Below are 22,841 nucleotides of genomic sequence, written 5' to 3'. Positions count from 1 at the left end.
AAACCACACCGTTAGCCGCCCTTGATCCATATAAGGAAGTTGACGCAGCATCTTTTAATATAGAGATCGTCTCTATTTCATCCGGGTTAAGCGCGCCAATGCTGCCGGTAATCGGAAATCCATCCACTACATATAGCGGATCGCTTCCCGCAGAAACTGATAATTGACCGCGAATTCTAACCGACATCCCCTGTCCGGGTTTACCCGTTGTTTGATTGATTTGAACCCCGGCCAAACGTCCCTGTAATTTTTGGGTCACTTGTGAAACGGGGATGTCTTTAAACTCTTCGGCACGTATATTCTGTACGGCTCCTGTTACCGATCTCCTGATCTGGTTACCATAGCCTACTACAACTACTTCTTCCAGGCCTTTCGTACCAACAGCCAAACTTATGTTTATGGTGTTGCGGCCATCAATGCCTGTCTCTTTGGTTTCGTAACCTACAAATGAAAAAACAAGCGTTTTGCCTGTTCCCGCATTTATGGAAAATTTACCATCGGTATCTGTTTGTGTGCTGATATTGGTTCCTTTAACGGAAACCGTTACACCTGGCAAGCCAGCAGAAGAACCTTCATCCGTTACTGTTCCGGTAATGGCTCGCTGCTGGGAAAATGCATACAATGAAAATAATGTTACAACCAGCAAGATTGAAAAACATTTAATGCAAGCAATGGCTTTTTGTCTCATAGCAATTTTTTAAAGTGAAGTGAATTTGGAAATTGATTTGTTCCGATATATAGCTGATGAAGCAGGCAATAGCATCCCTGTTAGTAAAATTCCATGATACTGCGTCCTGTTTTACATTTGTAAAAAACAGGGAGATCAATCTTACTAAAACATCCTGAAACGGATAGGTGTAAACAGGTATCTATTTCATGTACGCACTAAGAAGTATTCGGACTCTTAACCGGAGGCTCTTGTTTTGGCATAGCAATTAATTTTGGGGTAATGTAAAAAAATAAGTGTTTTTAAAACATTTAACTAAATGTAGGATCATTTTTTTGCATTACCATCCTGCACCTCCATGTGGTATCTTGTAGTATGCTGTATGCAGATTATTATATTATAGTTCGGTATACCTATTCAATTTTTACAATCCGGCGTCTGCACACTTTCCTGCGCCTTCCATGCCAGTGTGGAACCTGTGAAAAAAACCGGCCAAACTGGTATAAGCCGGTATCAGTAATGGCGCCGCCAAAATATTTTTATCGGAGAACCATGAGTTTTTGTTTTACAACTATACTAAGCTAAGTGTAAATTGTTAAGTTACACTTAACTTAGCACCGCGTTTCCGTTATGTCATTAATCACATTATTGAAGTAAGCTTATATGCTTAGCAAAAAATATTTTCGGCTATTCCTTTCCGTTATAGTACTGCTTGCGGTTATATATCTTTTGGGGCCGCACCCGTCAACGCCTGTATACAGTTCGGTTATGCCTGCCGTTCCGCACCTGCCAGCCGATCTGGAAAATGATATTAGCCGGAACGAAGCCAGGCATACGCTTAAGCCCAATAATGAAGCCAGGATAGTGTGGTATAATGATAGCCTTAAACAAAAAACGGAGTATGCTATCGTATATCTCCACGGGTTTTCTGCTTCGCAGGAAGAAGGCGCCCCCATTCATACCAATATTGCAAAGGAGTTTGGCTGTAATCTTTACTTATCAAGGCTTGCCGAACATGGCATAGATACTACGGATCCTATGAAAAACCTCACACCTTCCGAATACTGGGAAAGCGCCAAACGTGCGCTGGCTATTGGAAAGCAACTGGGGAAGAAAGTAATTCTGATGGGTACATCAACGGGAGGAACAAATGCCCTGCAGTTAGCGGCTACTTATGCAGATGATGTGTACGCGTTGATATTAATGAGTCCTAATATCGCTATTCATAACGATAAGGCATGGTTGCTGAATAAGCCCTGGGGTTTACAGATAGCCGGATGGGTTAACGGGAACGATTATATTATTTCGGAAGATACCCGGCCTGTTTATAAACAATACTGGTATGCGCAATACCCGCTGGAAGCCGCCGTGCAATTAGAAGAATACTTAGAAACCACTATGACGCCCGAAACATTTGCAAAAGTAAAACAACCCCTGCTGCTGCTGTATTATTATAAAGACGAAGTACACCAGGATAGCGTGGTAAGTGTGCCTGCCATGCTGAAAATGTTTGATGAACTGGGTACGCCAAAAGATAATAAAGTAAAACAGGCCATACCTAATGCGGGTAATCATGTATTGGGAAGCTATATACGGTCGAAAGATTTGCTGGGCGTTCAGCAGGCTGTTGAAAAATTCATGGAAAGAAAACTGCATGTACACAAAGCGGAGAACAATGCCATTGTTATAAGCACTACTAATGTGCAGATCAAAATCAGTGATCAAACGCCATAATTTTGATTACCTTTCTGGCGGTGATAAGCTAAGCATTATACTCCGAAAAGGACTTAATCAATTGGCTGGATTTATCAAGCTTTTACAAAACTTCTACTTAATTTTCAGTAGAAAGCCACCGTTTTCTATTTTTATTATTTGAGATTCAGCACCAGAAGAATATACATTTGCTGAAAAATTGCCTTCAATTGTGCTGTCACTAATACTTGTTATATTTAGTGTAGAAGGGCCAGCTATTCCTCCCGAATTATATTGTCTATAATTAGCATTGAGGTAATCCACGCTTTGGAATTTAAAAAGACTTATGGAGGCGAAGTTTGTCATATTCTGTTGGGATACAGGTGGGCCATAAAAGCCAACGGTTGGTTTTATCCCTGAAAAATAAACTTGCAAAGAAATATAATCTGGCAAAGTTGCTTCAACAGAAGGGGAAAAGACATGTGTGGAATCATTATTCACACCAGAATAGCCTTCCAGGAACCAAACATCAGGTGAATAGGATGGGCGATTAACTTTAGCATGTGCAGCACACATAGTCGGAGTTCCATTAATATCCGCCTTTAGATAATAGGGTGGTAATTCAACTTGGGTTTCTTCATGATGGTCTTTTTCGCATGAACATGCGCAAGCAAGCAAAAGAATAAAAAGGGCTGTATATTTCAATTTGGTTATACACATAAATAATTTTTTTAACATTTTACTCTCTAATCCAAAGCTGCCTTACATCATAAACATCATTTATTGGTCCACTATGAAGATAAGTAAGCCTTAAGCTATCCTTGTTAATGATTTGAATCCTCGTAGTGGCATATTGCCCTCCAAACCGTGATCCTGCAATCAATGTATCTACACCTGGTTTTGTCAAATGCGGCATCAGTTTAAATTTGGCAGTATCTGTTATGCTGTTCGGCCCATGCCAGTTCCAGGGTACAGAGTTTGGGCGCGCAGACTGCACAAGACCAATAGCATTTAAGCTATCCCAGAGAATATCATTAAAGCTGTTCCACCATATACGTGTCCTAATTATATATCCTGTAAAATTACTATGAGCAACAAAATTGCCGGACCTTAGATAATAGACATCCTCAGCGACATGATATGTTCCAAGAAATGATTTAACCTTATCATTGTCTTCAGGTGACGAAGTTGCGGGTGTATCTGTATCTTTTTTGCAAGCTAAAGTGAGTATACAACAAATTACAGCTAATATCCTTTTCATTTTATCAACTTTAACGCATTTAAGTAATTAATTATCCAATACAAATATATTTTCTTTTCTGGATACCTTCCAGTAAACAGATGTATTCCAAATTGTCTCAAAGCTGCCAATCTTTAATAAGATTGTTTTCACTTGAGACTACCAATCCTCAATGTTGGTAACCTTGAGATAGGACTTTAGAGGAGCATATTCCGTAAAGTTGCGGCAAATCATGGGTTTAGTATTACGCGGAAAAGCCACTACCTGTGGCTAAGCATCCAATGCTGTCCTGTTGCTTACATTCATCCCTTCTTTTTTCCGCTTATGTAGTTTAATCGCCTTGCTGTAACGTTTCCATAAGGAATCCGGTCACCTATCGGGTTAACTATAACTTATTTATTTCTTAAACATCAAAAAATGAAAGGAAGCTACTTTTTTTTACTGGCCGCTTTTTTACTGGCATTCTTATCGTGCAAAAAGGATCCGGTTACCGGCAATGGCAGCATACAAACACAGGAAAGAGATGTAAGCGCATTTACTAAAGTGGCCACACAGGGTTCTACCATCATTCATATTGTGCAGGGAACGGATTTTGAGGTGAAAGTCAAAGGCTATGCCAACCTGTTACCTTATCTTAAAACAACAGTAAATAATGGTACCTTATCTGTTCGTTACGAAGACACACGGAATGTGCGGAATGATAACTCAGAGGTATATATTACTATGCCGGTATTAACGGGTTTATCATCGAGCGGAAGCGGCGATATGCATGTTGCAGGCGAATTTAATAACAATACGAATTTTGACGTGTATATATCCGGTTCGGCCAATATAACCGTTGAAAAAGGTGCTGCAGAAAATTTTGTGTTGCGTAGTTCCGGAAGCGGCAGCTTTGATAGCTTCGGTTTTATTGCTCAACATGCTGATATTGCTATCTCCGGCAGTGGTGAGGCAGGAATAACAGTTGTTCAGAAACTTAAAGTAAAAATAAATGGCAGCGGCAGCGTATATTATAAAGGCGATCCTGCTACGGTTGATAATGATATCAGCGGCAGTGGAAAAGTGATAAAGCAGTGAAAGGGTAACTGTTAATAAGCAGATGAATAGTGAGTGGTTCCCCGGTTGTTTCGTAAAATAGCCGGGGTTTTTATTTTGGCAAAATCAGTAGCTACATCAGGGAACAAGTCAAAAACCGTTTGCAGTTAATACACTTCATTTGTGGAATCTCTTTTTATCCGCATCTCATTGCTGTTACAGGGCCCTGTTGTGAAACTTTATAAAAGTATTGCAAAAAATGCCGAGGTGGAAGTCCGCGAAGAAAAATGGCAGCAATGTAGCCATGTATTTTGTGCAGCCGGTAAGCTTTGAGGTCATAGAAGAATAAAGGTTCATCAATTTTTAATACGTGTAGTTGCGGCATTTATCAAAGGATTTGCTAACTTGCCCACTCCCTTAAACTTTGCCTGATGTCGGTACAACAGAACTGGGAAGAACAGAAACGAAAAAGACATTCTTTTTTTCACTCCTTATACGATTATGCCATGGGCATATTATGGTTGGGATTGGGACTGTTTTTTTTATTTAATAAGAAGCTGAATATTGACTGGATGAAGAGTGACCCTTTGATAGATACCCTTTTTGGCGGTGTGGGAATAGCTTACGGATTATTCAGGTTGTACAGGGGGTATCAGCGCAAATATTTAAAAAAATGAGTAGCATTAATTATATCTATACTATGTTGCGTGCGGGAATATATGCTATTACACTGTGTGTGCTGGTAAGCTGCAGCGGGGGAACGCATACAAAAACGATTTCGGGTAATGACGATCTTAAATCGGGTACTATCCATATAAGTGTAGATGAATCTTTTAAGCCCATTATAGATTCCCAGATCAGGGTTTTTATGTCTCAGTTTCCAGAAGCCACAATTATTCCTCATTATAAAGCGGAAGCGGATTGTTTAAGGGATTTGCTCAATGACAGTATCCGGATGGTAATTGTTACCCGCGGATTAAGTGAACAGGAAGTTAAATCTTTAAAAGATACCCTGAGGTTTACCCCTCCGTGGGGGAAAATAGCGACTGATGCTATATCTGTGATTGTGAACAATAAATCGGAAGATTCACTTTTTACAATGGGGGAAATCAGGTCTTTGATGAATGGTACCAGCGGGTACAGGCTTAATCCTGTATTAGATGGTAATGCCGCAACCAGCACCGTTCGTTTTATGATTGATTCGGTGCTTAAAGGTCAGCCTTTGTCGCCGGGGGTAACCGCTGCCAAAACAAGCCAGGGTGTAATTGATTATGTAGCTGAAAATGAGCATGCCATAGGTTTTTTGGGGGTAAGCTGGATAGGAAATCCCGATGATAAGCAGCAACTGGCTTTTCTTGCTAAAGTAAGAGTGGCATCTATAGAGGCGAGGAGTGATCCCGGCAAGTTTATAAAACCTTACCAGGCCAATATAGCTACCAACCGATACCCTATGGTACGGGGTTTGTATTATATTGTAAAAGAGAACTATAGCGGGCTGGGCAGGGGATTTACTAATTTTTTAAAGAGTGAAAAAGGGCAACTTATATTTCAAAGAGCGTATCTTGTTCCGTCCAATATGCAATTCACCGTCAGGTCGGCCCAAATAAAAGAAGAATAATATTTTTAATATATTTATTTACCAAAACCAAAATTTCAAATCAAAAATGATGAAGCACACAATCAGATTTATGGTAGCTGCTGTTGTACTGTGCAATGTTGCTTTTGCGCAATCAGTTGATGAAGGAAGAAAATTCTTTTACTACGAAAAGTATAATAGCGCAAAAGAAACCCTTGAAAAGGCACTTGCAGCAAAACCCGATGATGTGGACGCCGCTTATTGGTTGGGGCAAACACTAATTGAGTTAAATGATATGGCAGGTGCTGCAAAAGTGTATCAAACGGCTTTACAGGCTAAGGGCAGCGATCCCTTATTGCTGGTAGGCATGGGGCATGTTGAGCTGCTTCAGCATAAGGCTAACGATGCGCGTCAGCGCTTTGAAACCGCCATCAGCCTTACGAAAGGTAAAGAGATAAATATTTTAAACGCGGTTGGACGGGCTAATGTGGATGCGTCCGATGGAGATGCCAGATATGCCCTGGAAAAATTAAAACAGGCAACGGAAGTAAGGCGGTTTAAAGAGCCTTTAGTATATATTAATATGGGCGATGCGTACCGCAAATTATTAGATGGCGGCGCAGCGGTAACTGCTTACCAAAACGCGCTTTCGCTTGATCCTAAACTGGCGGAGGCCGAGTATAAGATTGGTAAAATTTATGTTACCCAGGGACAGGAGCAGGCCGCCATATTTCTGAAACACTATGAAGCGGCCATTACCCTTGATCCTGCTTATGCCCCCGCTTATTATGATTTATACTCCTATTGGTACTCCCGCGATGTTAATAAAGCAAGAGATTTTTTCGCGAAGTATAAAGCGAATACCGATTTTACACCTTCAGTTGAAGCGGAAGAGATAAGCCTGGTATATGCTTCGGGCGATTTTAAAGGAGCCATTACACGGGCGGATGAAAAGTTGCAAAAAGAAGGAGATAAGGCCAGCGCTAAACTGTACCGCGTAAAAGCATATGCATACGATAAATTAGGCGACTCCCTTAATGCCCTGCAAAATATGGAGCTGTTTTTTTCCAAGGCTGACTCCTCCCTATTTTTGCCCGACAATTTTGTGAAGATGGCAGAGATATCAGCTAAATTCCCTGATAAATTAGAGCAGGCCGACAGCTATTTTAATAAGGCCATCCGGATGGATACAGTTACCAAAGAAAGGGTAGCTTTTGCAACCGCGGCGTCTAATATGTATAAAAAAATAGGTAACAGGGCTAAATCTGCTAATTGGCTTACCAAAATACTGGCAATAGATACGGGCTACGGTAAATTAGAACTCTTTTATGCAGGATGGGAGAATTTTTATGGCGAACAATACCAGACAGCAGACAGCGTATTTTCTTTATATAAACAAAAATACTCCGATGATATGCAGGGCTACTATGGAGGCTTCCGTACAAAATGGGCAGTAGATTCAACGATGGAACAGGGGCTGCCTGTTGAAGATGCTATGAAATTTACGGAAATAGCGGGAGTAGATTCCATAAAAAATAAATCTTCTTTAATGCTGGCTTACGGCTACCTGGCAGGTTATAATGCCAACCAGCTAAAGGAATACGAAAAGGCAATCTTCTATCTTAATAAAATGATAAGCCTGGATCCTAATAATGTTGATGCAAAGAATAACAGGGATATATTGCAAAAAGCGTTAGATCGTCCGCAACCCAAAGCGGGAACGGCTAATAAAAGCAGTAATACGGCGCCAAAGCCGCAAAAAAAGTAAATGATAAATACTTATATATATTACCCCAAAACCAGTACTGGTTTTGGGGTTTATTTTTTAAAATACTGGTTATTAGGTAATGCTGCCTTATTTTTGCGGTTGGATTAATGCTACACTATACAGAAAGCGGAAATTTGCAGTTCCGTCTGGCAAATAATATATACTGCGCTTCCGTTTACTGTCGAAAAAAGTAATCTTAAGACGAGAATGATACCTTATTTTTTACTTCAGACCCTTCCGGCTTCTTCGGCTACAGATGTAAATAATTCATTTAATTACTTTCCTATTGCCCTGCAACTCCTTTTTGCGCTTGGGTTTGTGGTGGTTATGATGGGTGTAACCCATTGGCTGGGGCCAAAAAGAGGTACGGCAGAAAAGTTAGAAAATTTTGAAAGCGGTATCGAAATCAGTGGTAATGCCCGCCAGCCGCTTGCGGTAAAGTATTTCCTGGTAGCCATATTATTTGTGTTGTTTGATGTGGAAGTGATCTTTTTTTATCCTTACGCGGTAAATTTCAGGGAACTGGGTTGGGAAGGTTTTGTGGCTGTGCTTGCTTTCGTTGGTTTTTTTCTCGCAGGATTTTACTATATTATAAAAAAGGGTGCCCTGAAATGGGAAGATTAGTGGCAGTTTGTACTTTAAATTTTTAATTATGGCACGTCCGGTTCGGTTCAATATAACGCCTAAAGAAAGAGATCACCAGGGGCATATTGGCATAGCCGATGCTCCTGAAGGATACACGGGGGAAGGTTTTTTTACTACCAAACTCAGCGAAGTAGTTGGGCTGGCGCGTAAAAACTCACTATGGCCCCTGCCATTTGCTACCTCCTGCTGTGGTATAGAATTTATGGCTACTATGGGAGCGCATTATGATTTTGGCAGGTTTGGCTCGGAAAGAATGGGATTTACGCCCCGCCAGTGCGATATGCTGATGGTAATGGGTACCATAGCAAAAAAAATGGGCCCGGTATTACGACAGGTGTATATACAAATGTCGGAGCCCCGCTGGGTAATAGCGGTAGGCGCCTGCGCGTCAAGCGGTGGTATTTTCGACAGCTATTCCGTATTGCAGGGTATAGACCAGATCATTCCCGTTGATGTATATGTACCCGGTTGCCCGCCCAGGCCGGAAGGTATATTAGACGGTGTGCTGGCCCTCCAGGAACTGGTAGGCAAAGAAAGCATCAGGCGCAGGAACGGGGAAAAGTATCAGCAGTTAATGCTGAGTTACGGGATACAATAATGAGAGGTAAGAAGTGGTAAGTAGTAAGTGGTAAATAGTAAGTAGTACCGCATTCGCGTATCATATTAAAAAACAGGAAGCATTATTATAAAGATTTTAGATGGAGTTAACCAACGATTATATTAAAAAACGTTTGATAGAAAAGTTTGGCGATGAAGCGGCCAACTTCACGGAACCATACGGTATGCTTACATTTGAGGTACCTAAAGCGCTTAATCTTAAGGTGCTTCAGTTTTTATATGATGATCCCGAATTAAGATTTCAGTTCCTTACCGATTTGCAGGCAGTACATTATCCTGATAATAAAGACAAAGAACTGGCAGTAGTATACCATCTCCATAATATCAGGGATAATGTGCGTATACGCTTTAAAATATTTACCGCTATCGGGGCGCCGGATGTATATACCGCCACGCAGTTATACGCCTGTGCTAACTGGATGGAAAGAGAGACCTATGATTTTTTTGGTGTTCATTTCGTAGGGCATCCCGATCTTAAACGCATACTGAATGTGGAAGAGATGGATTATTTTCCGATGAGGAAGGAATACCCGCTGGAAGATCAGACAAGGGTTGATAAAGACGATGAAATGTTTGGCAGATAAGACGCGATGAAGCAGCGATTAAATCAATACAAGAAAATGCCCGTAAGGGTAATGTATGACAGAAGATGTATTACAATATAGCAGTGAACAAAATATAAAGCTGCCCGATGGTTCCATTGAAAAGCAAACCACTACGCTTAACCTGGGGCCCACGCACCCTGCAACGCATGGCGTTTTTCAGAATATCCTGGAAGTAGACGGGGAGCGCATTGTATCGGCCGAGGCAACGGTAGGCTATATTCATCGCGCGTTTGAAAAAATTGCGGAACGGCGGCCCCTCTACCAGATCACTACGCTTACCGACAGGCTGAACTATTGTTCAAGCCCTATTAATAATATGGGCTGGCACATGACCTGTGAGAAATTGCTGGGTGTGCAAACGCCTAAACGTGTAGATTACCTGCGCGTTATTATTATGGAGCTGGCCAGGATAACTGATCATGTTATCTGTAATTCGGTAATAGGTGTAGATTCGGGTGCGCTTTCGGTATTCCTGTATGTAATGCAGTACCGTGAACTGGTATATGAGATATATGAAGAGATATGCGGATCGCGGCTTACCACCAATATTGGCAGGATAGGCGGCTTTGAAAGAAACTTCAACGCTACCGCCTGGCAAAAATTAGACAAGTTTTTAAATGAATTTCCCGCTGCTTTAAAGGAATTTGAAAACCTGCTGCAGCGCAACAGGATATTTATAGACCGTACGGTGGGCGCCGGGCCAATAACCGCCGAACGCGCATTGAACTATGGCTTTACCGGGCCTAACCTGCGTGCCTCGGGCGTAGATTATGATGTAAGGGTGCATACCCCTTATAGCAGCTACCAGGATTTTGAATTTAATATCCCCGTAGGTACTACGGGTGATGTGTACGACCGCTGGCTGGTGCGTAACCAGGAGATGTGGGAGTCTTTAAAAATTATACGGCAGGCATACGAAAAGATACAGCAGTTCAAAGGCGAAGCATCCGAAGTATACCATGCCAATGTGCCGGAATATTATCTTCCTCCCAAACAAGACGTATATACGAAAATGGAGGCTTTGATCTGGCATTTTAAAATTATTATGGGAGAAACCGAAATTCCGGTGGGTGAAGTATATCATAGCGTGGAAGGCGGCAACGGAGAACTGGGTTTCTATCTGATCAGTGATGGCGGAAGAGCGCCTTACCGGCTCCACTTCCGCAGGCCCTGCTTTATTTATTACCAGGCCTACCCGGAATTGATTAAGGGTTCCATGCTGGCCGATGCTGTAGTAATATTGAGCAGCCTGAATTTGATTGCAGGAGAAATGGATGCGTAGGAAATGTGGAAATGCCTGCCCGACTGAACAGGCGGGTGAAAATGGGCAACGTAAGCGCATTGGCGTCTCGTTAAGCAGATTGGCAGAACCGGTGTTAGATTATATTCGGTAGGTGAAGCAAGGGAAGAAAGCGGTCGGTACGCAACGAAGGAGCGTCAAGACCGTATGCAGGAATTTAAAAACCTGCCGGCCGGCAGGCTGGCTTGAAAACTTGAAAATGGAATTTTCGGAAGAAAGATTAAAGAAAGTAAGCGAGATCATTGCGCGCTATCCCGAAGGGAAACAGAAAAGCGCCTTATTGCCGGTGCTTCATATGGCGCAGGAACAGTTGGGCTGGCTGAGTACCGAAGCGATGGATTATGTGGCTTCTTTGCTCAACCTGGAACCTATTGAAGTATATGAAGTAGCCACTTTTTATTCGATGTATAACCTGAAACCGGTGGGCAAATACCTCTTTGAAGTATGCCAGACCGGCCCATGCATGATCAATGGCAGCGATGATATTATTGCTTATATTGGCGAACGCCTGGGCATTAAACCGGGCGAAACAACGGCAGATGGGTTATTTACATTGAAAACAGTGGAATGCCTCGGGGCATGCGGGTACGCGCCTATGATGCAGTTGGGCAAATTCTATAAAGAGCATCTTACCAAGGCTAAGGTAGACGCGATTATTGAAGAATGCAGGAATAATGCGGCGGTGAATAGTTAGGAGAGAGGAGGGAAGTGAGAAGTGAGTAGTGAGAAGTTTTACACAGCACTATGAAGACCAAGATCCGGTAGTAATGAGTTTTAATATGCGGTTATGAAAGATGCACGTTTAAACTTTAAGCTAATTGCAATTATGCTTTCAGTAGCAACTGTAATTTGTTTGGTATTATCAAAATTGGTGAAAGGAGAAGAAATAACTGGTGTTTTTAGAATAGCAGGATTGATATTTTTAAGTACAACAATTATACAGGTTGTTATTTTTGGCTTGTATCCTGCTCTTTATAAAAATAAAAGACAGGTGAAATAAAAAAAATTAAGCGATGTAAAATATAGTATCGCTGATTATAATATGGGTAGAAAATTATTATTAGAATATGCGGGAGTTGAAGGTATCCGCTACTACGATGCCTACCGTAAAAATGGTGGCTATACCAGCGTGGAAAAAGCGTTTAAGGAAATGACGCCTGAATCTATAGTGGAAGAAGTGAAAAAAAGCGGCTTACGTGGCCGTGGCGGTGCTGGTTTTCCTACCGGGTTAAAATGGAGTTTTATTGCCAAACCCGAGGGCGTTCCGCGCCATCTGGTATGTAATGCCGATGAAAGCGAACCGGGTACTTTTAAAGATCGCTACCTGATGGAATTTATTCCGCACCTGCTGATAGAAGGATTAATTGTTAGCTCCTTTGCCTTAGGCAGTAATGCCACATATATTTATATACGTGGTGAATATGCCTGGATACCCGATATACTGGAGCAGGCTATCGCGGAAGCCAAAGCCAATGGCTGGCTCGGTAAAAATATTTTGGGTACCGGTTTCGATTGTGAAATATATGTACACCGCGGCGCCGGCGCCTATATATGCGGAGAAGAAACGGCCCTCATCGAATCGCTCGAAGGCAAAAGAGGCAATCCGCGCATTAAGCCTCCATTTCCGGCAATAAAAGGTGCATGGGACAGACCCACTGTGGTTAACAATGTGGAAACCCTGGCGGCTATTGTGCCTGTTATTAATATGGGTGGCGAAGCCTATTCTAAAATTGGCGCAGGGCGTTCAACGGGTACCAAATTAATTTCGGCCTGTGGTAATATTAATAAACCCGGCGTGTACGAAATTGACATGACCATTAGTGTGGAAGAATTTATTTTTAGCGATGAATATTGTGGCGGTGTACCCAATGGTAAAAAACTAAAAGCCTGTATACCGGGTGGTTCTTCCGTTCCTGTTTTGCCGGCTAACCTGTTATTAAAAACCGCTAAAGGCGAAACCCGCTATATGAACTACGAAAGTTTGAGCGATGGTGGCTTTGCTACCGGCAGCATGATGGGAAGCGGTGGTTTTGTGGTACTGGATGAAGACCAGTGCATAGTAAAACATACCTATACCCTGGCGCGGTTTTACCGTCATGAAAGTTGCGGGCAATGCAGTCCATGCAGGGAAGGCACAGGCTGGATGGAAAAAATTTTAAAGAACATAGATACAGGTAAAGGGAAGATGAGCGATATAGATTTATTGTGGGATATACAGCGTAAAATTGAAGGCAATACCATTTGTCCGCTCGGTGATGCGGCGGCATGGCCCGTAGCAGCGGCTATCCGTCATTTCCGTGATGAGTTTGAATGGCATGTACGTCATCCCGAAGAATGCCTGAAAAGGAATTTCGGACTGGCGCATTACGCCGACCCGAGGGAAGCTGTAAATGTCTAACCCGGCTTTTCCTGGATGATTTTCTCGCAGCGCTCGCAAAGGAGCAGCGAATAAAGCTAACTTATGACAGAAAATGAAATTGCTACATTAGCATTGGATATTGCTTTTAAGATTCACCGGTAGTATGCTCCCGGGCTTTTTGAAAGTGTGTATGAAGAAGTTTTCTGTTATGAATGGAGTAAAACGGGCATACCCTATAAACGGCAGCAGGGAATTCCATTAGTTCATGACCAAATTAAACTCGAGGTGGGATTCAGGGCTGATGTTGTTATTGAAAATAAAATTATAATAGAAATTAAGAGCATTGAAACATTAGCAGATATACACTTTAAACAATTATTAACCTATTTAAAGCTTTCAGATATTCGATTAGGGTTGTTGATTAATTTCAATGTGGTGTTACTTAAAACGGGAATTCATCGCATAGCGAATAAATTATAAAACGCTGCGCCCGCTTTTCGTTGCGTTCGCCGCGTGAAACAAGTGAAACATAAACTATGGCTGAAGAAAAAAAATTATTTAAGGTTACCATAGACAACATTACCGTTGAGGTAGAACCGGGTACAACCATCCTCAATGCCGCAAGGCAAATTGGAGGCGAGGTAACGCCGCCCGCTATGTGCTATTACTCCAAATTAAAAGGGAGTGGCGGTAAATGCCGCACCTGCCTGGTGGAAGTGGCGGCCGGTTCAACGGCAGACCCCAGACCCATGCCCAAATTAGTGGCATCGTGCAGAACCACCGTAATGGATGGAATGATTGTTAAAAACATTACCAGCGAAAGAGTATTGGATGCGCGAAAGGGCGTAGTGGAATTTTTATTGATCAACCACCCGCTCGATTGTCCTATTTGCGATCAGGCCGGCGAATGCGATTTGCAGGATCTGAGCTATGCGCATGGCACAGAAGGCACCCGTTTTGAATTTCAGAAAAGAACCTTCATAAAACATAACCTGGGACCCTATATTCAACTGCACATGACAAGGTGCATCCTGTGTTACCGTTGCGTATACGTAGCCGACCAGCTAACCAATAAAAGAGTGCATGGCATATTAGACAGGGGCGATCAGGCGGAAATTGCTACCCATATTGAAAAAGCGCTGGACAACGATTTTATAGGCAACGTAATTGATGTTTGCCCTGTAGGCGCTTTAACAGACCGTACCTTCCGTTTTAAAAACCGGGTATGGTTTACCAAACCGGTGAAAGCACATCGCAATTGCAGCAAATGCTGCGGTAAAGTACATGCCTGGTTAAGAGGTGATGAGATTCTGAGGGTAACCGGCCGCAAAGATCAGTGGGGAGAAGTGGAAGACTGGATTTGTAATGAATGCCGGTTTGAAAAAAAGGATATCCGTGATTGGGAAATTGAAGGCCCTGCTGATATTAACCGCCATTCGGTAATATCCCAGGGACACTATGCCGGGAAAGTGGGAACAACAAAGCCCAATGAAACATTCAGCAAAATAATGAAAGGCAGGCAGCCTAACCTGTTAATGGATATACACAGTGTAAGTGAGGTAAATCCACCGGAACTTAACCTGGCAGCCATACCGGGTCCGGCGCATTCTACCGATTTTGAGCAAAAGAAAGAAATAAATGATAAGCCATCACCGGCAGCAAAAGAAAAGAAATAAAAATAGTGAAGCGACCGATCCGTGGTAATATGATTCAACCAATTGACAGACTATTAGAATACAAAAACTTATGACATTACTCGCTTTTGATTGGGCTTTTACGCTGGAAAAAGTGATATTAATCGCCATTATAATTACCGTATCATTAGTAGTGGCTATGTATGCTACTTACGCCGAACGGAAAGTAGCCGGCTTTATGCAGGACAGGCTTGGTCCTAACCGGGCGGGCCCTTTTGGACTGTTGCAGCCACTGGCAGACGGGTTAAAACTGTTTTTCAAAGAAGAGATCATTCCCAGTAATTCCAGTAAGTTTTTATTTATCCTCGGTCCTTGCTTGGCCATGCTTACCGCCATGATGACATCGGCGGTAATACCCTGGGGCGGTAAAATAGAACTGGGTGGCCGCATGGTAGATTTGCAGGTAGCAGACATTAACATTGGCATCCTGTATATTTTTGGTGTAGTAAGTTTAGGTGTGTATGGTATGATGATAGGAGGCTGGGCAAGCAATAATAAATATTCTTTAATGGCGGCATTACGGGGTGCCAGCCAGGCTATCAGTTACGAACTGGCCATGGGGCTTTCGCTTATAGCATTACTTATGCTCACAGGATCGCTCAGTTTAAGAACCATCACCGAACAGCAGATACAGGGTAACTGGTGGAACATCGTTTACCAGCCCTTAGGTTTTTTGCTGTTCTTTATTTGTTCGCTGGCAGAATGTAACCGCGCTCCATTTGATTTACCCGAAGCGGAAAGCGAACTCAATATGGGGTATCACCAGGAGTACTCCTCTATGAAGCTGGGCTTTTTCCTCTTTTCCGAGTATATTAACATGTTTATCAGTTGTACTATTATAACTACATTATTTTTGGGCGGGTATGATATGCCTTTTGTAGATGAGGCGAAACTTTCGGGTATTACAGCGCTGCTGGTTGGATTACTGGCATTATTCGGCAAAACCTTTATTCTTATTTTTATTTTCATGTGGATAAGATGGACCTTGCCAAGATTCCGTTACGACCAGTTAATGAACCTGGGCTGGAAGGGGCTTATTCCGCTGGCTTTATTGAATATGGTGATAACCGGGGCGGTAGTATTGTTATTTACAATGAAATAGCATTGAATTAGTTGGGTGGTATAGCTGATAAAAATACTTTTGTACAACTTTTAAAACTTCCTTTACGGAAGAATCAAAGGAGTAAATATGGATGCGTTAACACAAAGAGCCAAAATGGTTGACCGCAGGCCGATGAACTGGCTTGAAAAGATATACCTGTGGGAGATATTTAAGGGGATGGCTATTACACTGAAACATTTCTTTAAAAAGAAAGTTACCATACAATACCCTGAGCAAACCCGTCCCTTTAGCCCGGTATTCAGGGGGCTGCAGGTATTGAACCGCGATGAAGAAGGAAGAGAAAGGTGTACCGCCTGCGGACTTTGCGCTGTAGCTTGTCCGGCAGAAGCTATTACCATGGAGGCTGCTGAACGTTTACCAGGCGAAGAAAATTTATACAGGGAAGAAAAATATGCGGCCAAATATGAGATCAATATGTTGCGCTGTATTTTTTGCGGGCTGTGCGAAGAAGCCTGTCCTAAAGATGCCATTTATTTAAGTGAAACTTTTGCACCTGCTAATTATAACCGCAAGAGTTTTATTTATGGCAAATCCGACCTTCTTATTCCCGATCCGGTTACCCAACCGGAGGAATATGCCAGGGCAAAAGGGCTTATAGATAAAAAGAAAAATCTTACATCCTGAAATATACCAAAACGAACGAATTAAAATAATGGGAATAACACAGCTTCTTTTCTGGTTCCTTACTATATTAACACTTGGCAGTGCACTGATGGTTATTTTCAGTAAAAACCCCGTATACAGTATACTGTGGCTGATTGTAACTTTCTTTTCTATTTCGGGGCATTACGTGTTACTCAATGCACAGTTCCTGGCCATTGTAAATATTATTGTATACGCAGGCGCTATTATGGTGCTTTTTCTTTTTGTAGTAATGCTTATGAATCTTAATATGCCCGCTCCGCCATTAAAAAAGAAATGGCTGAAATTTGCGGGTGTACTATCCGGAGGCAGCCTGCTGCTGGTATTGATAGCTGCTTTAAAAGATACGGAAGCCATGCGCCGTGAAGTAGTCATGCAAACGGGCGATATAGGACTGATCAATAATTTGGGAATGGTGTTATTTAAAGATTATATATTGCCGTTTGAAATAAGCAGCGTGCTTTTTTTAAGTGCCATGGTAGGGGCAGTAGTAATAGGGAAGAAGAGTTAGGGGTAAGTGATAAGTAGTAAGTGTGGGGCAGTGTGCCTATACATTTTGTAATCTAAATCCTGAGCCCTGGAACTTGTAACCTGCAACCTGTAACTTGTAAAGAATATGACCATCAATCATTATATATTTTTATCCGTGGCGTTGTTTTGCATCGGCATCATAGGGGTATTAACCCGCCGCAACATGATTATTATTTTTATGTGCGTGGAGCTTATGCTTAATGCGGTTAATTTGCTGCTGGTGGCATTTTCAAAAATGCATTACCTGTCCGCTTCAGTTTTTGACGCGGCAACAAAAGCAGGAACAGACGCGCAGTTGTTCGTGTTTTTTGTGATGGTAGTGGCTGCTGCCGAAGTAAGCGTGGGGCTGGCAATTATTGTGATGATGTACCGGAACACCCATTCCATTGATGTGAATTTTTTAAACAGACTAAAACATTAAACGTGCAGGAAGTAAATCAGGGCTTTTCTTTATTTATTTTTTGTAACTGATCTGATATGAGTAAATTAGTTTACCTGGTTCCCCTCTTTCCGCTGATGGGCTTTCTGATCAACGGTCTGGCAAGGAAAAGTTTATCCAAATCACTCACCGGCATTATTGGCAGTGGGGTTATACTGGCTTCTTTCATTATCAGCGTTATCCTGTTTTTTGAAGTAAAAGCGGGACACACCGGTGTGGTACAGCTTTTTGATTTTATTTCCATTGGGTCATTGCAAATACCCTTTGCTTTCCAGGTAGACCAGTTGTCTGCTATATTTATGCTTATTATAACGGGTGTGGGTTTTTTGATTCATGTGTACTCAACCGCTTACATGCAGGAAGAAACCTCCGCTCATTATGCCCGGTATTTTTCCTTTCTCAATCTTTTTGTGTTTTCCATGTTGCTGCTGGTGCTTGGCGCCAACTATCTCATAATGTTCATTGGCTGGGAAGGCGTAGGGCTGTGTTCTTACCTGTTGATAGGATACTGGTTTAAGAACAAGGACTTTAGCACCGCGGGAAGAAAGGCATTTATTATGAACCGCATTGGCGACTTCGGATTCCTGCTGGCAGTATTCTGGATGATCCAGCATTTTGGCTCTTTAAATTTTGCAGATGTATTGGGTAAGGCCGCCGGCATGCCATTAAATGATACCGTGCTGGTGGGCATAACCCTGCTGCTTTTTCTTGGTGCCGTTGGCAAAAGCGCTCAAATACCTTTATATACCTGGCTGCCCGATGCTATGGCCGGACCTACACCCGTATCGGCACTCATACACGCCGCCACCATGGTTACCGCCGGTATTTACATGATAGCAAGAAGCAATATTTTATATACGCTGGCTCCCACTACGCAGGGGGTAGTGGCTATAGTTGGACTGGCTACTGCTATACTTGCAGCATCTATTGCGTTAAAACAAAATGATATTAAAAAAGTATTGGCTTATTCTACCGTAAGCCAGTTGGGCTATATGTTTTTGGGTTTAGGCGTTGGTGCGTATACCGGGGCTGTATTTCATGTAATGACGCATGCTTTCTTTAAGGCATTATTATTTCTTGGCGCAGGTGCTGTTATACACGCTATGCACCAGGAACAGGACATGAGAAAAATGGGCGGACTGAAAAAACATTTACCCACTACGCACTGGACCTTTTTAGTGGCCTGTATTGCCATTTCGGGTATTCCACCGCTTAGCGGTTTCTTTTCTAAAGACGAGATATTAGCCGCGGCATTTTCTGTAAATAAAATTTACTGGATCATTGGTGTGCTGGGCGCGGTACTTACGGCGTTTTATATGTTCCGGCTGTATGCCACAACTTTCCTTGGAAAATTCAGGGGAACACAGGAGCAGGAACAGCACCTGCATGAAGCGCCCAAAGCAATGACATGGCCCCTGATCATTCTTGCGGTGCTGTCTGCCGTTGCCGGACTTATTGGCATCCCGGCAGTATTGGGCGGAACACATGAACTCGACCATTTTCTTTCGCCTGTTTTTGCCGGTTCCGTTGCGCTGCAACATGCGCCTCACCTGGATCACGCAACAGAATACCTGCTGATGGGTGTTTCCGGAGGACTGTCGGCGCTTGCCATATTATACGCGGTAAGCCGGTTCAGCAAAAAGCCGGATATGGAGCCTGCAACGGGTTTTGGCAAAGTGCTGGAAAACAAATGGTATGTAGATGAGCTGTATAATACGGTTATTGTTCAGCCATTGCGCAGCTTATCTTTACTATTGAACAATGTAGTGGAAAAACTGGGGATAGACGGTATCGTAAATGGCGTGGGTAAACTGGTAAACTATGGCGGCCGTCAGTTACGGTTGCTGCAAAACGGGCAGGTGGGTGCGTATATTTTAATGATGGTGGTGGCAGTGTTGATTTTATTCATTATTCAATTGTTTGTACTATAAGCTATGAACCCTAATGACGTTTTAATTACATTTCCGGAATTGCTGATATGGTTTCCCCTGCTGAGCGGACTGATAGCCTTTTTTCTGGTGAAAGGCAACAGCGCGAAACAATGGGCGGTCATTTCTTCTTTCATTACGGTTGCTATAGTAGCTGCCAGTTTCTTTTTTACCGATAAAAATTATTTCCATTTTAATAATGTAAGCTATGTGTGGATGCCTTCCATCGGCAGCAGCTTCGCGCTCATGTATGATGGCATGGGACGTATGCTTTGTTTGCTGACCGCCCTTGCTTTCCCGCTTGCTTTTTTAACTACTTATAATACCAGCTATTCAAAGCCCAATAATTTTTATGGCTTGATGCTGCTGTCCCAAACGGGTTTAATGGGTGTGTTTTGCGCTATGGACGCGCTGGTATTTTACTTCTTCTGGGAGCTGGCTATTATTCCTATCTATTTCCTGGCCTCACAATGGGGGGGCGAAAAACGCATACAGGCAACATTCAAATTTTTTGTATACACTTTTGCAGCATCACTGTTATTAATGGTGGGTATCATTTACGTATACCTGCATACGCCCGACAGTAGTTTTTCGATTCACTCTTTTCTGAAAGCAAAGCTTCCTCCAGGCGGGGAGAAACTGGTTTTCTGGCTGTTCTTTGCCGCCTTTGCTGTAAAAATGCCCCTGTTTCCGTTTCATACCTGGCAGCCCGATGCCTATGAGCAGGCCACAGCACCGGTTACTATGATCCTGAGCGGGGTAATGGTAAAAATGGGTGTATTTGCCCTTATCCGCTGGCTGATACCCGTGTTCCCTTATGCTACCGGGCTGTTTACTAATATCGTTATCGGGCTTTCGGTGGCGGGTATGGTTTACGCTTCCTGCGTTGCATGGGTGCAGGATGATCTGAAGCGCCTGGTTGCCTATTCTTCTATTGTGCATGTAGGACTAATGTGCGCTGCTGTATTTGCAGGCAATCAAAGCGGAACCGAAGGCGTAATGCTGCAAATGTTCAATCATGGTATAAACATTATTGGGTTGTGGATAGTAGTGGAGCTGATAGAAAAACATTTTGGTACGAGAAAGATTTCGGAACTGGGTGGAATAGCATCCAGCGCACCGGTACTTACCGTTTTTTTAGTGATCATTGCCCTGGCTAATATTGCTTTACCGCTCACAAACGCTTTTGTGGGCGAATTTTTAATGTTTAACGGGCTGTTCGTGTATGGAAAATGGACCGCGGCTATAGCATTAACAACTATAATTCTATCGGCAGTTTATACGCTGAACATGGTGCAAAAAGTATTTTACGGCAATACCAATAGCCTTACCGCATTAGGTGCAGGCATGGTAAAAGGCAGCGCTGCCGCTGCGCTAACGGTTGTGGTGATCATCATTCTTTTACTGGGCGTGTATCCCAAACTGTTATTAGACCTCACAAAAGATACCGTAAATGTATTTATGAACCGGATAATGGGATTGTAGGGGTAAGATGGTAAGATGGGGAGGCGTTTAAAAAATAGAAACAACAACTTGAAAAGGGTTTATTTAATATTATGAGTTCAATTATTTTATCGGCGTTATGGGGCGTGGTAATGATGTTCAGTGGAATTTTTCTGAAAAAAAAGTCCCTGGCAAAGTATATTGCCCTGGTAGGAATAATTGGCCTGCTGACGGTTAATTTTCTTGAATATTACAATATTTGGTATATCTACGCAGATATTGGACAAATGCTGAAATTTACTCCTTTCGGCCAAATTTTCAACGCTACTGCTTTTGCCTGCACGTTGCTCTTTTTTATACTAAATGCAAGAGAGTTCGAGGCGATAGGTCCGGATGTATATGAATACTACGCTTTGATCTTTTTTGTGCTTTGCGGTGTATGTATAGCAGTTTCTTTCAATACGCTGCTGATGCTGTTTCTTGGAATTGAAATTATTACTATCCCATTATATATACTGGCGGGCAGCGACAAGCGGAATCTTAAAAGCAATGAAGCCTCGCTCAAATATTTTTTGATGGGCGTTTTTTCTACGGGTATCATGCTTATGGGCATCGCTTTTTTATACGGGGCTACCGGCACTTTTTATATTGAAGCTATGAACCTGGGTATTGCAGGGCTGCAGCCTATGATGGTTATCGGGATTGTGCTGCTGATGGTGGCCATGTCATTTAAAGTAAGTGCGGCACCTTTTCATTTTTGGGTACCCGATGTATATGATGGCGCTCCTACGGCGGTTACTTCTTTTATGGCTACAATCGTTAAGGTGGCGTCCTTTATGGCATTCCTTCATTTATTTGATAACGCCTTTGGTAAAATTCATGCTGAGTGGCAGTTATTGATTGCCTTACTTACCGCTGCTACCTTATTCATAGGAAATATTACCGCAGTTTTTCAGCAAAGTGTAAAACGAATGCTGGCCTACTCAAGCGTTGCGCATGCCGGTTTTATGCTGTTTGCCTTATTTGGATTAAATACTTTTGCCAGGGAAGGGCTGATATTATATACTGCGGCTTACAGTTTGGCTACCATAGGAAGCTTTGCCGTATTGGCCAAAATGAAAGACTTTTCCTTAGAGGGATTTAACGGACTGGGCAAAACACAGCCCTTGCTTGCCTTAACGAATACTGTTTTCCTCCTTTCCCTTACAGGTATTCCCTTAACTGCCGGCTTTTTTGCCAAGTATTATATGCTTATGGGCGCTGTAAAAAGCGGCAACCACTTATGGCTGGTTATTTTTGCCGTATTAATGGCTGCCATAAGCGCTTATTACTATTTCCGTGTTATTCAGTCTATGTATTTCAAAGATGGCAACGCGCAGATAACACCGGTTTCTCCTGCTTTTAAGATTACTTTGTGTATTACCGCTGCGCTGATTATTCTTTTAGGCATGTTCCCCCATTTGCTGTTAAAGGGACTGTATTATTAAAAATACCTGTTCCGTTCATCACAAGCCATTTTGCAGATGGAATATGTAT

General features: G+C 42.5%; 23 protein-coding genes and 1 pseudogene. 21 read left to right on the top strand and 3 right to left on the bottom strand.

Annotated elements, in window-relative coordinates; translation table 11 throughout:
• Positions 1–622, bottom strand: a 622-nt coding sequence (locus tag VL121_RS08370; protein WP_325404126.1) for a carboxypeptidase-like regulatory domain-containing protein, incomplete at its 3' end; no start/stop codon positions are given.
• A gap of 708 nt (positions 623–1,330) precedes the next feature.
• Here VL121_RS08370 and VL121_RS08365 point away from each other — a divergent pair.
• Entirely contained in the window at positions 1,331–2,401 is a 1,071-nt protein-coding gene (locus tag VL121_RS08365) for an alpha/beta hydrolase (RefSeq protein ID WP_325404124.1), read from the top strand.
• A 93-nt stretch (positions 2,402–2,494) separates the two neighbouring features.
• Here the strand turns inward: VL121_RS08365 and VL121_RS08360 are convergent, their stop codons facing one another.
• Positions 2,495–3,079 carry a hypothetical protein gene (locus VL121_RS08360; RefSeq protein WP_325404122.1) on the bottom strand — a complete coding sequence of 195 codons (585 nt, stop codon included), beginning with the start codon at positions 3,077–3,079 and terminating at the stop codon, positions 2,495–2,497.
• 19 nt (positions 3,080–3,098) lie between these two features.
• Positions 3,099–3,620, bottom strand: a complete 522-nt coding sequence (locus VL121_RS08355) for a hypothetical protein (protein ID WP_325404120.1) — start codon at positions 3,618–3,620, stop codon at positions 3,099–3,101.
• A gap of 396 nt (positions 3,621–4,016) precedes the next feature.
• Between VL121_RS08355 and VL121_RS08350 the strand changes: the two genes are divergently transcribed.
• From VL121_RS08350 to VL121_RS08255, 20 genes and pseudogenes are all read left to right on the top strand, one after another.
• The gene (locus VL121_RS08350) at positions 4,017–4,676 is read left to right on the top strand and encodes a GIN domain-containing protein (RefSeq protein WP_325404118.1); all 660 of its coding nucleotides are present in this window, start codon (positions 4,017–4,019) and stop codon (positions 4,674–4,676) included.
• A 389-nt stretch (positions 4,677–5,065) separates the two neighbouring features.
• Complete coding sequence (locus VL121_RS08345; RefSeq protein WP_325404116.1) at positions 5,066–5,311, top strand: hypothetical protein; 246 nt, start codon at positions 5,066–5,068, stop codon at positions 5,309–5,311.
• Entirely contained in the window at positions 5,308–6,252 is a 945-nt protein-coding gene (locus tag VL121_RS08340; protein WP_325404114.1) for a PstS family phosphate ABC transporter substrate-binding protein, read from the top strand. Before VL121_RS08345 ends, VL121_RS08340 begins: the two co-directional genes overlap by 4 nt.
• A gap of 46 nt (positions 6,253–6,298) precedes the next feature.
• Positions 6,299–7,978, top strand: coding sequence for a tetratricopeptide repeat protein (locus tag VL121_RS08335; RefSeq protein ID WP_325404112.1), 1,680 nt, complete (start codon positions 6,299–6,301; stop codon positions 7,976–7,978).
• Between the two features lie 207 nt (positions 7,979–8,185).
• Entirely contained in the window at positions 8,186–8,602 is a 417-nt protein-coding gene (locus VL121_RS08330; protein ID WP_325404110.1) for an NADH-quinone oxidoreductase subunit A, read from the top strand.
• A 28-nt stretch (positions 8,603–8,630) separates the two neighbouring features.
• The gene (locus VL121_RS08325; RefSeq protein ID WP_325404108.1) at positions 8,631–9,221 is read left to right on the top strand and encodes an NADH-quinone oxidoreductase subunit B; all 591 of its coding nucleotides are present in this window, start codon (positions 8,631–8,633) and stop codon (positions 9,219–9,221) included.
• A 100-nt stretch (positions 9,222–9,321) separates the two neighbouring features.
• The gene (locus tag VL121_RS08320; RefSeq protein WP_325404106.1) at positions 9,322–9,825 is read left to right on the top strand and encodes an NADH-quinone oxidoreductase subunit C; all 504 of its coding nucleotides are present in this window, start codon (positions 9,322–9,324) and stop codon (positions 9,823–9,825) included.
• 55 nt (positions 9,826–9,880) lie between these two features.
• Complete coding sequence (locus VL121_RS08315; RefSeq protein WP_325404104.1) at positions 9,881–11,128, top strand: NADH-quinone oxidoreductase subunit D; 1,248 nt, start codon at positions 9,881–9,883, stop codon at positions 11,126–11,128.
• A 217-nt stretch (positions 11,129–11,345) separates the two neighbouring features.
• Entirely contained in the window at positions 11,346–11,840 is a 495-nt protein-coding gene (locus VL121_RS08310; RefSeq protein ID WP_325404102.1) for an NADH-quinone oxidoreductase subunit NuoE family protein, read from the top strand.
• Between the two features lie 93 nt (positions 11,841–11,933).
• Entirely contained in the window at positions 11,934–12,146 is a 213-nt protein-coding gene (locus VL121_RS08305) for a hypothetical protein (protein ID WP_325404100.1), read from the top strand.
• 42 nt (positions 12,147–12,188) lie between these two features.
• Positions 12,189–13,544 carry an NADH-quinone oxidoreductase subunit NuoF gene (gene nuoF / locus VL121_RS08300; RefSeq protein ID WP_325404098.1) on the top strand — a complete coding sequence of 452 codons (1,356 nt, stop codon included), beginning with the start codon at positions 12,189–12,191 and terminating at the stop codon, positions 13,542–13,544.
• 141 nt (positions 13,545–13,685) lie between these two features.
• Positions 13,686–13,985: pseudogene (locus tag VL121_RS08295) on the top strand (GxxExxY protein); the annotation flags it as partial.
• 56 nt (positions 13,986–14,041) lie between these two features.
• Positions 14,042–15,181: an NADH-quinone oxidoreductase subunit G gene (locus tag VL121_RS08290; protein ID WP_325404096.1), complete on the top strand. Its 1,140-nt coding sequence runs from the start codon at positions 14,042–14,044 to the stop codon at positions 15,179–15,181.
• Between the two features lie 70 nt (positions 15,182–15,251).
• Positions 15,252–16,301: an NADH-quinone oxidoreductase subunit NuoH gene (gene nuoH, locus VL121_RS08285; RefSeq protein ID WP_325404094.1), complete on the top strand. Its 1,050-nt coding sequence runs from the start codon at positions 15,252–15,254 to the stop codon at positions 16,299–16,301.
• A gap of 87 nt (positions 16,302–16,388) precedes the next feature.
• Positions 16,389–16,946, top strand: a complete 558-nt coding sequence (gene nuoI / locus VL121_RS08280) for an NADH-quinone oxidoreductase subunit NuoI (protein ID WP_325404092.1) — start codon at positions 16,389–16,391, stop codon at positions 16,944–16,946.
• Between the two features lie 28 nt (positions 16,947–16,974).
• Complete coding sequence (locus VL121_RS08275; protein WP_325404090.1) at positions 16,975–17,475, top strand: NADH-quinone oxidoreductase subunit J family protein; 501 nt, start codon at positions 16,975–16,977, stop codon at positions 17,473–17,475.
• A 105-nt stretch (positions 17,476–17,580) separates the two neighbouring features.
• Positions 17,581–17,916 carry an NADH-quinone oxidoreductase subunit NuoK gene (gene nuoK, locus VL121_RS08270; RefSeq protein WP_325404088.1) on the top strand — a complete coding sequence of 112 codons (336 nt, stop codon included), beginning with the start codon at positions 17,581–17,583 and terminating at the stop codon, positions 17,914–17,916.
• A 56-nt stretch (positions 17,917–17,972) separates the two neighbouring features.
• On the top strand, positions 17,973–19,865 hold the full coding sequence (gene nuoL / locus VL121_RS08265) for an NADH-quinone oxidoreductase subunit L (protein WP_325404086.1): 1,893 nt from the start codon (positions 17,973–17,975) through the stop codon (positions 19,863–19,865).
• Positions 19,866–19,868: 3 nt separating this feature from the next.
• The gene (locus VL121_RS08260) at positions 19,869–21,347 is read left to right on the top strand and encodes a complex I subunit 4 family protein (protein ID WP_325404084.1); all 1,479 of its coding nucleotides are present in this window, start codon (positions 19,869–19,871) and stop codon (positions 21,345–21,347) included.
• A 71-nt stretch (positions 21,348–21,418) separates the two neighbouring features.
• Complete coding sequence (locus VL121_RS08255) at positions 21,419–22,792, top strand: NADH-quinone oxidoreductase subunit N (protein ID WP_325404082.1); 1,374 nt, start codon at positions 21,419–21,421, stop codon at positions 22,790–22,792.
• Positions 22,793–22,841 lie beyond the last annotated feature (49 nt).

Source organism: Agriterribacter sp. (assembly GCF_035497235.1).
In the GTDB taxonomy this organism is placed as follows: domain Bacteria; phylum Bacteroidota; class Bacteroidia; order Chitinophagales; family Chitinophagaceae; genus Agriterribacter.
This window is presented reverse-complemented; position numbering and strand designations above follow the sequence as displayed.

What these genes read in the sequence shown, in the direction of transcription:
- nuoH (WP_325404094.1), top strand. Translation starts at nt 15,252, where the DNA reads ATGACATTACTCGCTTTTGATTGGGCTTTTACGCTGGAAAAAGTGATA.
- VL121_RS08325 (WP_325404108.1), top strand. Translation starts at nt 8,631, where the DNA reads ATGGCACGTCCGGTTCGGTTCAATATAACGCCTAAAGAAAGAGATCAC.
- nuoI (WP_325404092.1), top strand. Translation starts at nt 16,389, where the DNA reads ATGGATGCGTTAACACAAAGAGCCAAAATGGTTGACCGCAGGCCGATG.
- VL121_RS08330 (WP_325404110.1), top strand. Translation starts at nt 8,186, where the DNA reads ATGATACCTTATTTTTTACTTCAGACCCTTCCGGCTTCTTCGGCTACA.
- VL121_RS08350 (WP_325404118.1), top strand. Translation starts at nt 4,017, where the DNA reads ATGAAAGGAAGCTACTTTTTTTTACTGGCCGCTTTTTTACTGGCATTC.
- VL121_RS08260 (WP_325404084.1), top strand. Translation starts at nt 19,869, where the DNA reads ATGAACCCTAATGACGTTTTAATTACATTTCCGGAATTGCTGATATGG.
- VL121_RS08340 (WP_325404114.1), top strand. Translation starts at nt 5,308, where the DNA reads ATGAGTAGCATTAATTATATCTATACTATGTTGCGTGCGGGAATATAT.
- VL121_RS08255 (WP_325404082.1), top strand. Translation starts at nt 21,419, where the DNA reads ATGAGTTCAATTATTTTATCGGCGTTATGGGGCGTGGTAATGATGTTC.
- VL121_RS08360 (WP_325404122.1), bottom strand. Translation starts at nt 3,079, where the DNA reads ATGTGTATAACCAAATTGAAATATACAGCCCTTTTTATTCTTTTGCTT.
- VL121_RS08315 (WP_325404104.1), top strand. Translation starts at nt 9,881, where the DNA reads ATGACAGAAGATGTATTACAATATAGCAGTGAACAAAATATAAAGCTG.
- VL121_RS08305 (WP_325404100.1), top strand. Translation starts at nt 11,934, where the DNA reads ATGAAAGATGCACGTTTAAACTTTAAGCTAATTGCAATTATGCTTTCA.
- VL121_RS08345 (WP_325404116.1), top strand. Translation starts at nt 5,066, where the DNA reads ATGTCGGTACAACAGAACTGGGAAGAACAGAAACGAAAAAGACATTCT.
- VL121_RS08365 (WP_325404124.1), top strand. Translation starts at nt 1,331, where the DNA reads ATGCTTAGCAAAAAATATTTTCGGCTATTCCTTTCCGTTATAGTACTG.
- nuoL (WP_325404086.1), top strand. Translation starts at nt 17,973, where the DNA reads ATGAGTAAATTAGTTTACCTGGTTCCCCTCTTTCCGCTGATGGGCTTT.
- VL121_RS08275 (WP_325404090.1), top strand. Translation starts at nt 16,975, where the DNA reads ATGGGAATAACACAGCTTCTTTTCTGGTTCCTTACTATATTAACACTT.
- VL121_RS08310 (WP_325404102.1), top strand. Translation starts at nt 11,346, where the DNA reads ATGGAATTTTCGGAAGAAAGATTAAAGAAAGTAAGCGAGATCATTGCG.
- VL121_RS08290 (WP_325404096.1), top strand. Translation starts at nt 14,042, where the DNA reads ATGGCTGAAGAAAAAAAATTATTTAAGGTTACCATAGACAACATTACC.
- nuoK (WP_325404088.1), top strand. Translation starts at nt 17,581, where the DNA reads ATGACCATCAATCATTATATATTTTTATCCGTGGCGTTGTTTTGCATC.
- VL121_RS08355 (WP_325404120.1), bottom strand. Translation starts at nt 3,620, where the DNA reads ATGAAAAGGATATTAGCTGTAATTTGTTGTATACTCACTTTAGCTTGC.
- VL121_RS08320 (WP_325404106.1), top strand. Translation starts at nt 9,322, where the DNA reads ATGGAGTTAACCAACGATTATATTAAAAAACGTTTGATAGAAAAGTTT.
- VL121_RS08335 (WP_325404112.1), top strand. Translation starts at nt 6,299, where the DNA reads ATGATGAAGCACACAATCAGATTTATGGTAGCTGCTGTTGTACTGTGC.
- nuoF (WP_325404098.1), top strand. Translation starts at nt 12,189, where the DNA reads ATGGGTAGAAAATTATTATTAGAATATGCGGGAGTTGAAGGTATCCGC.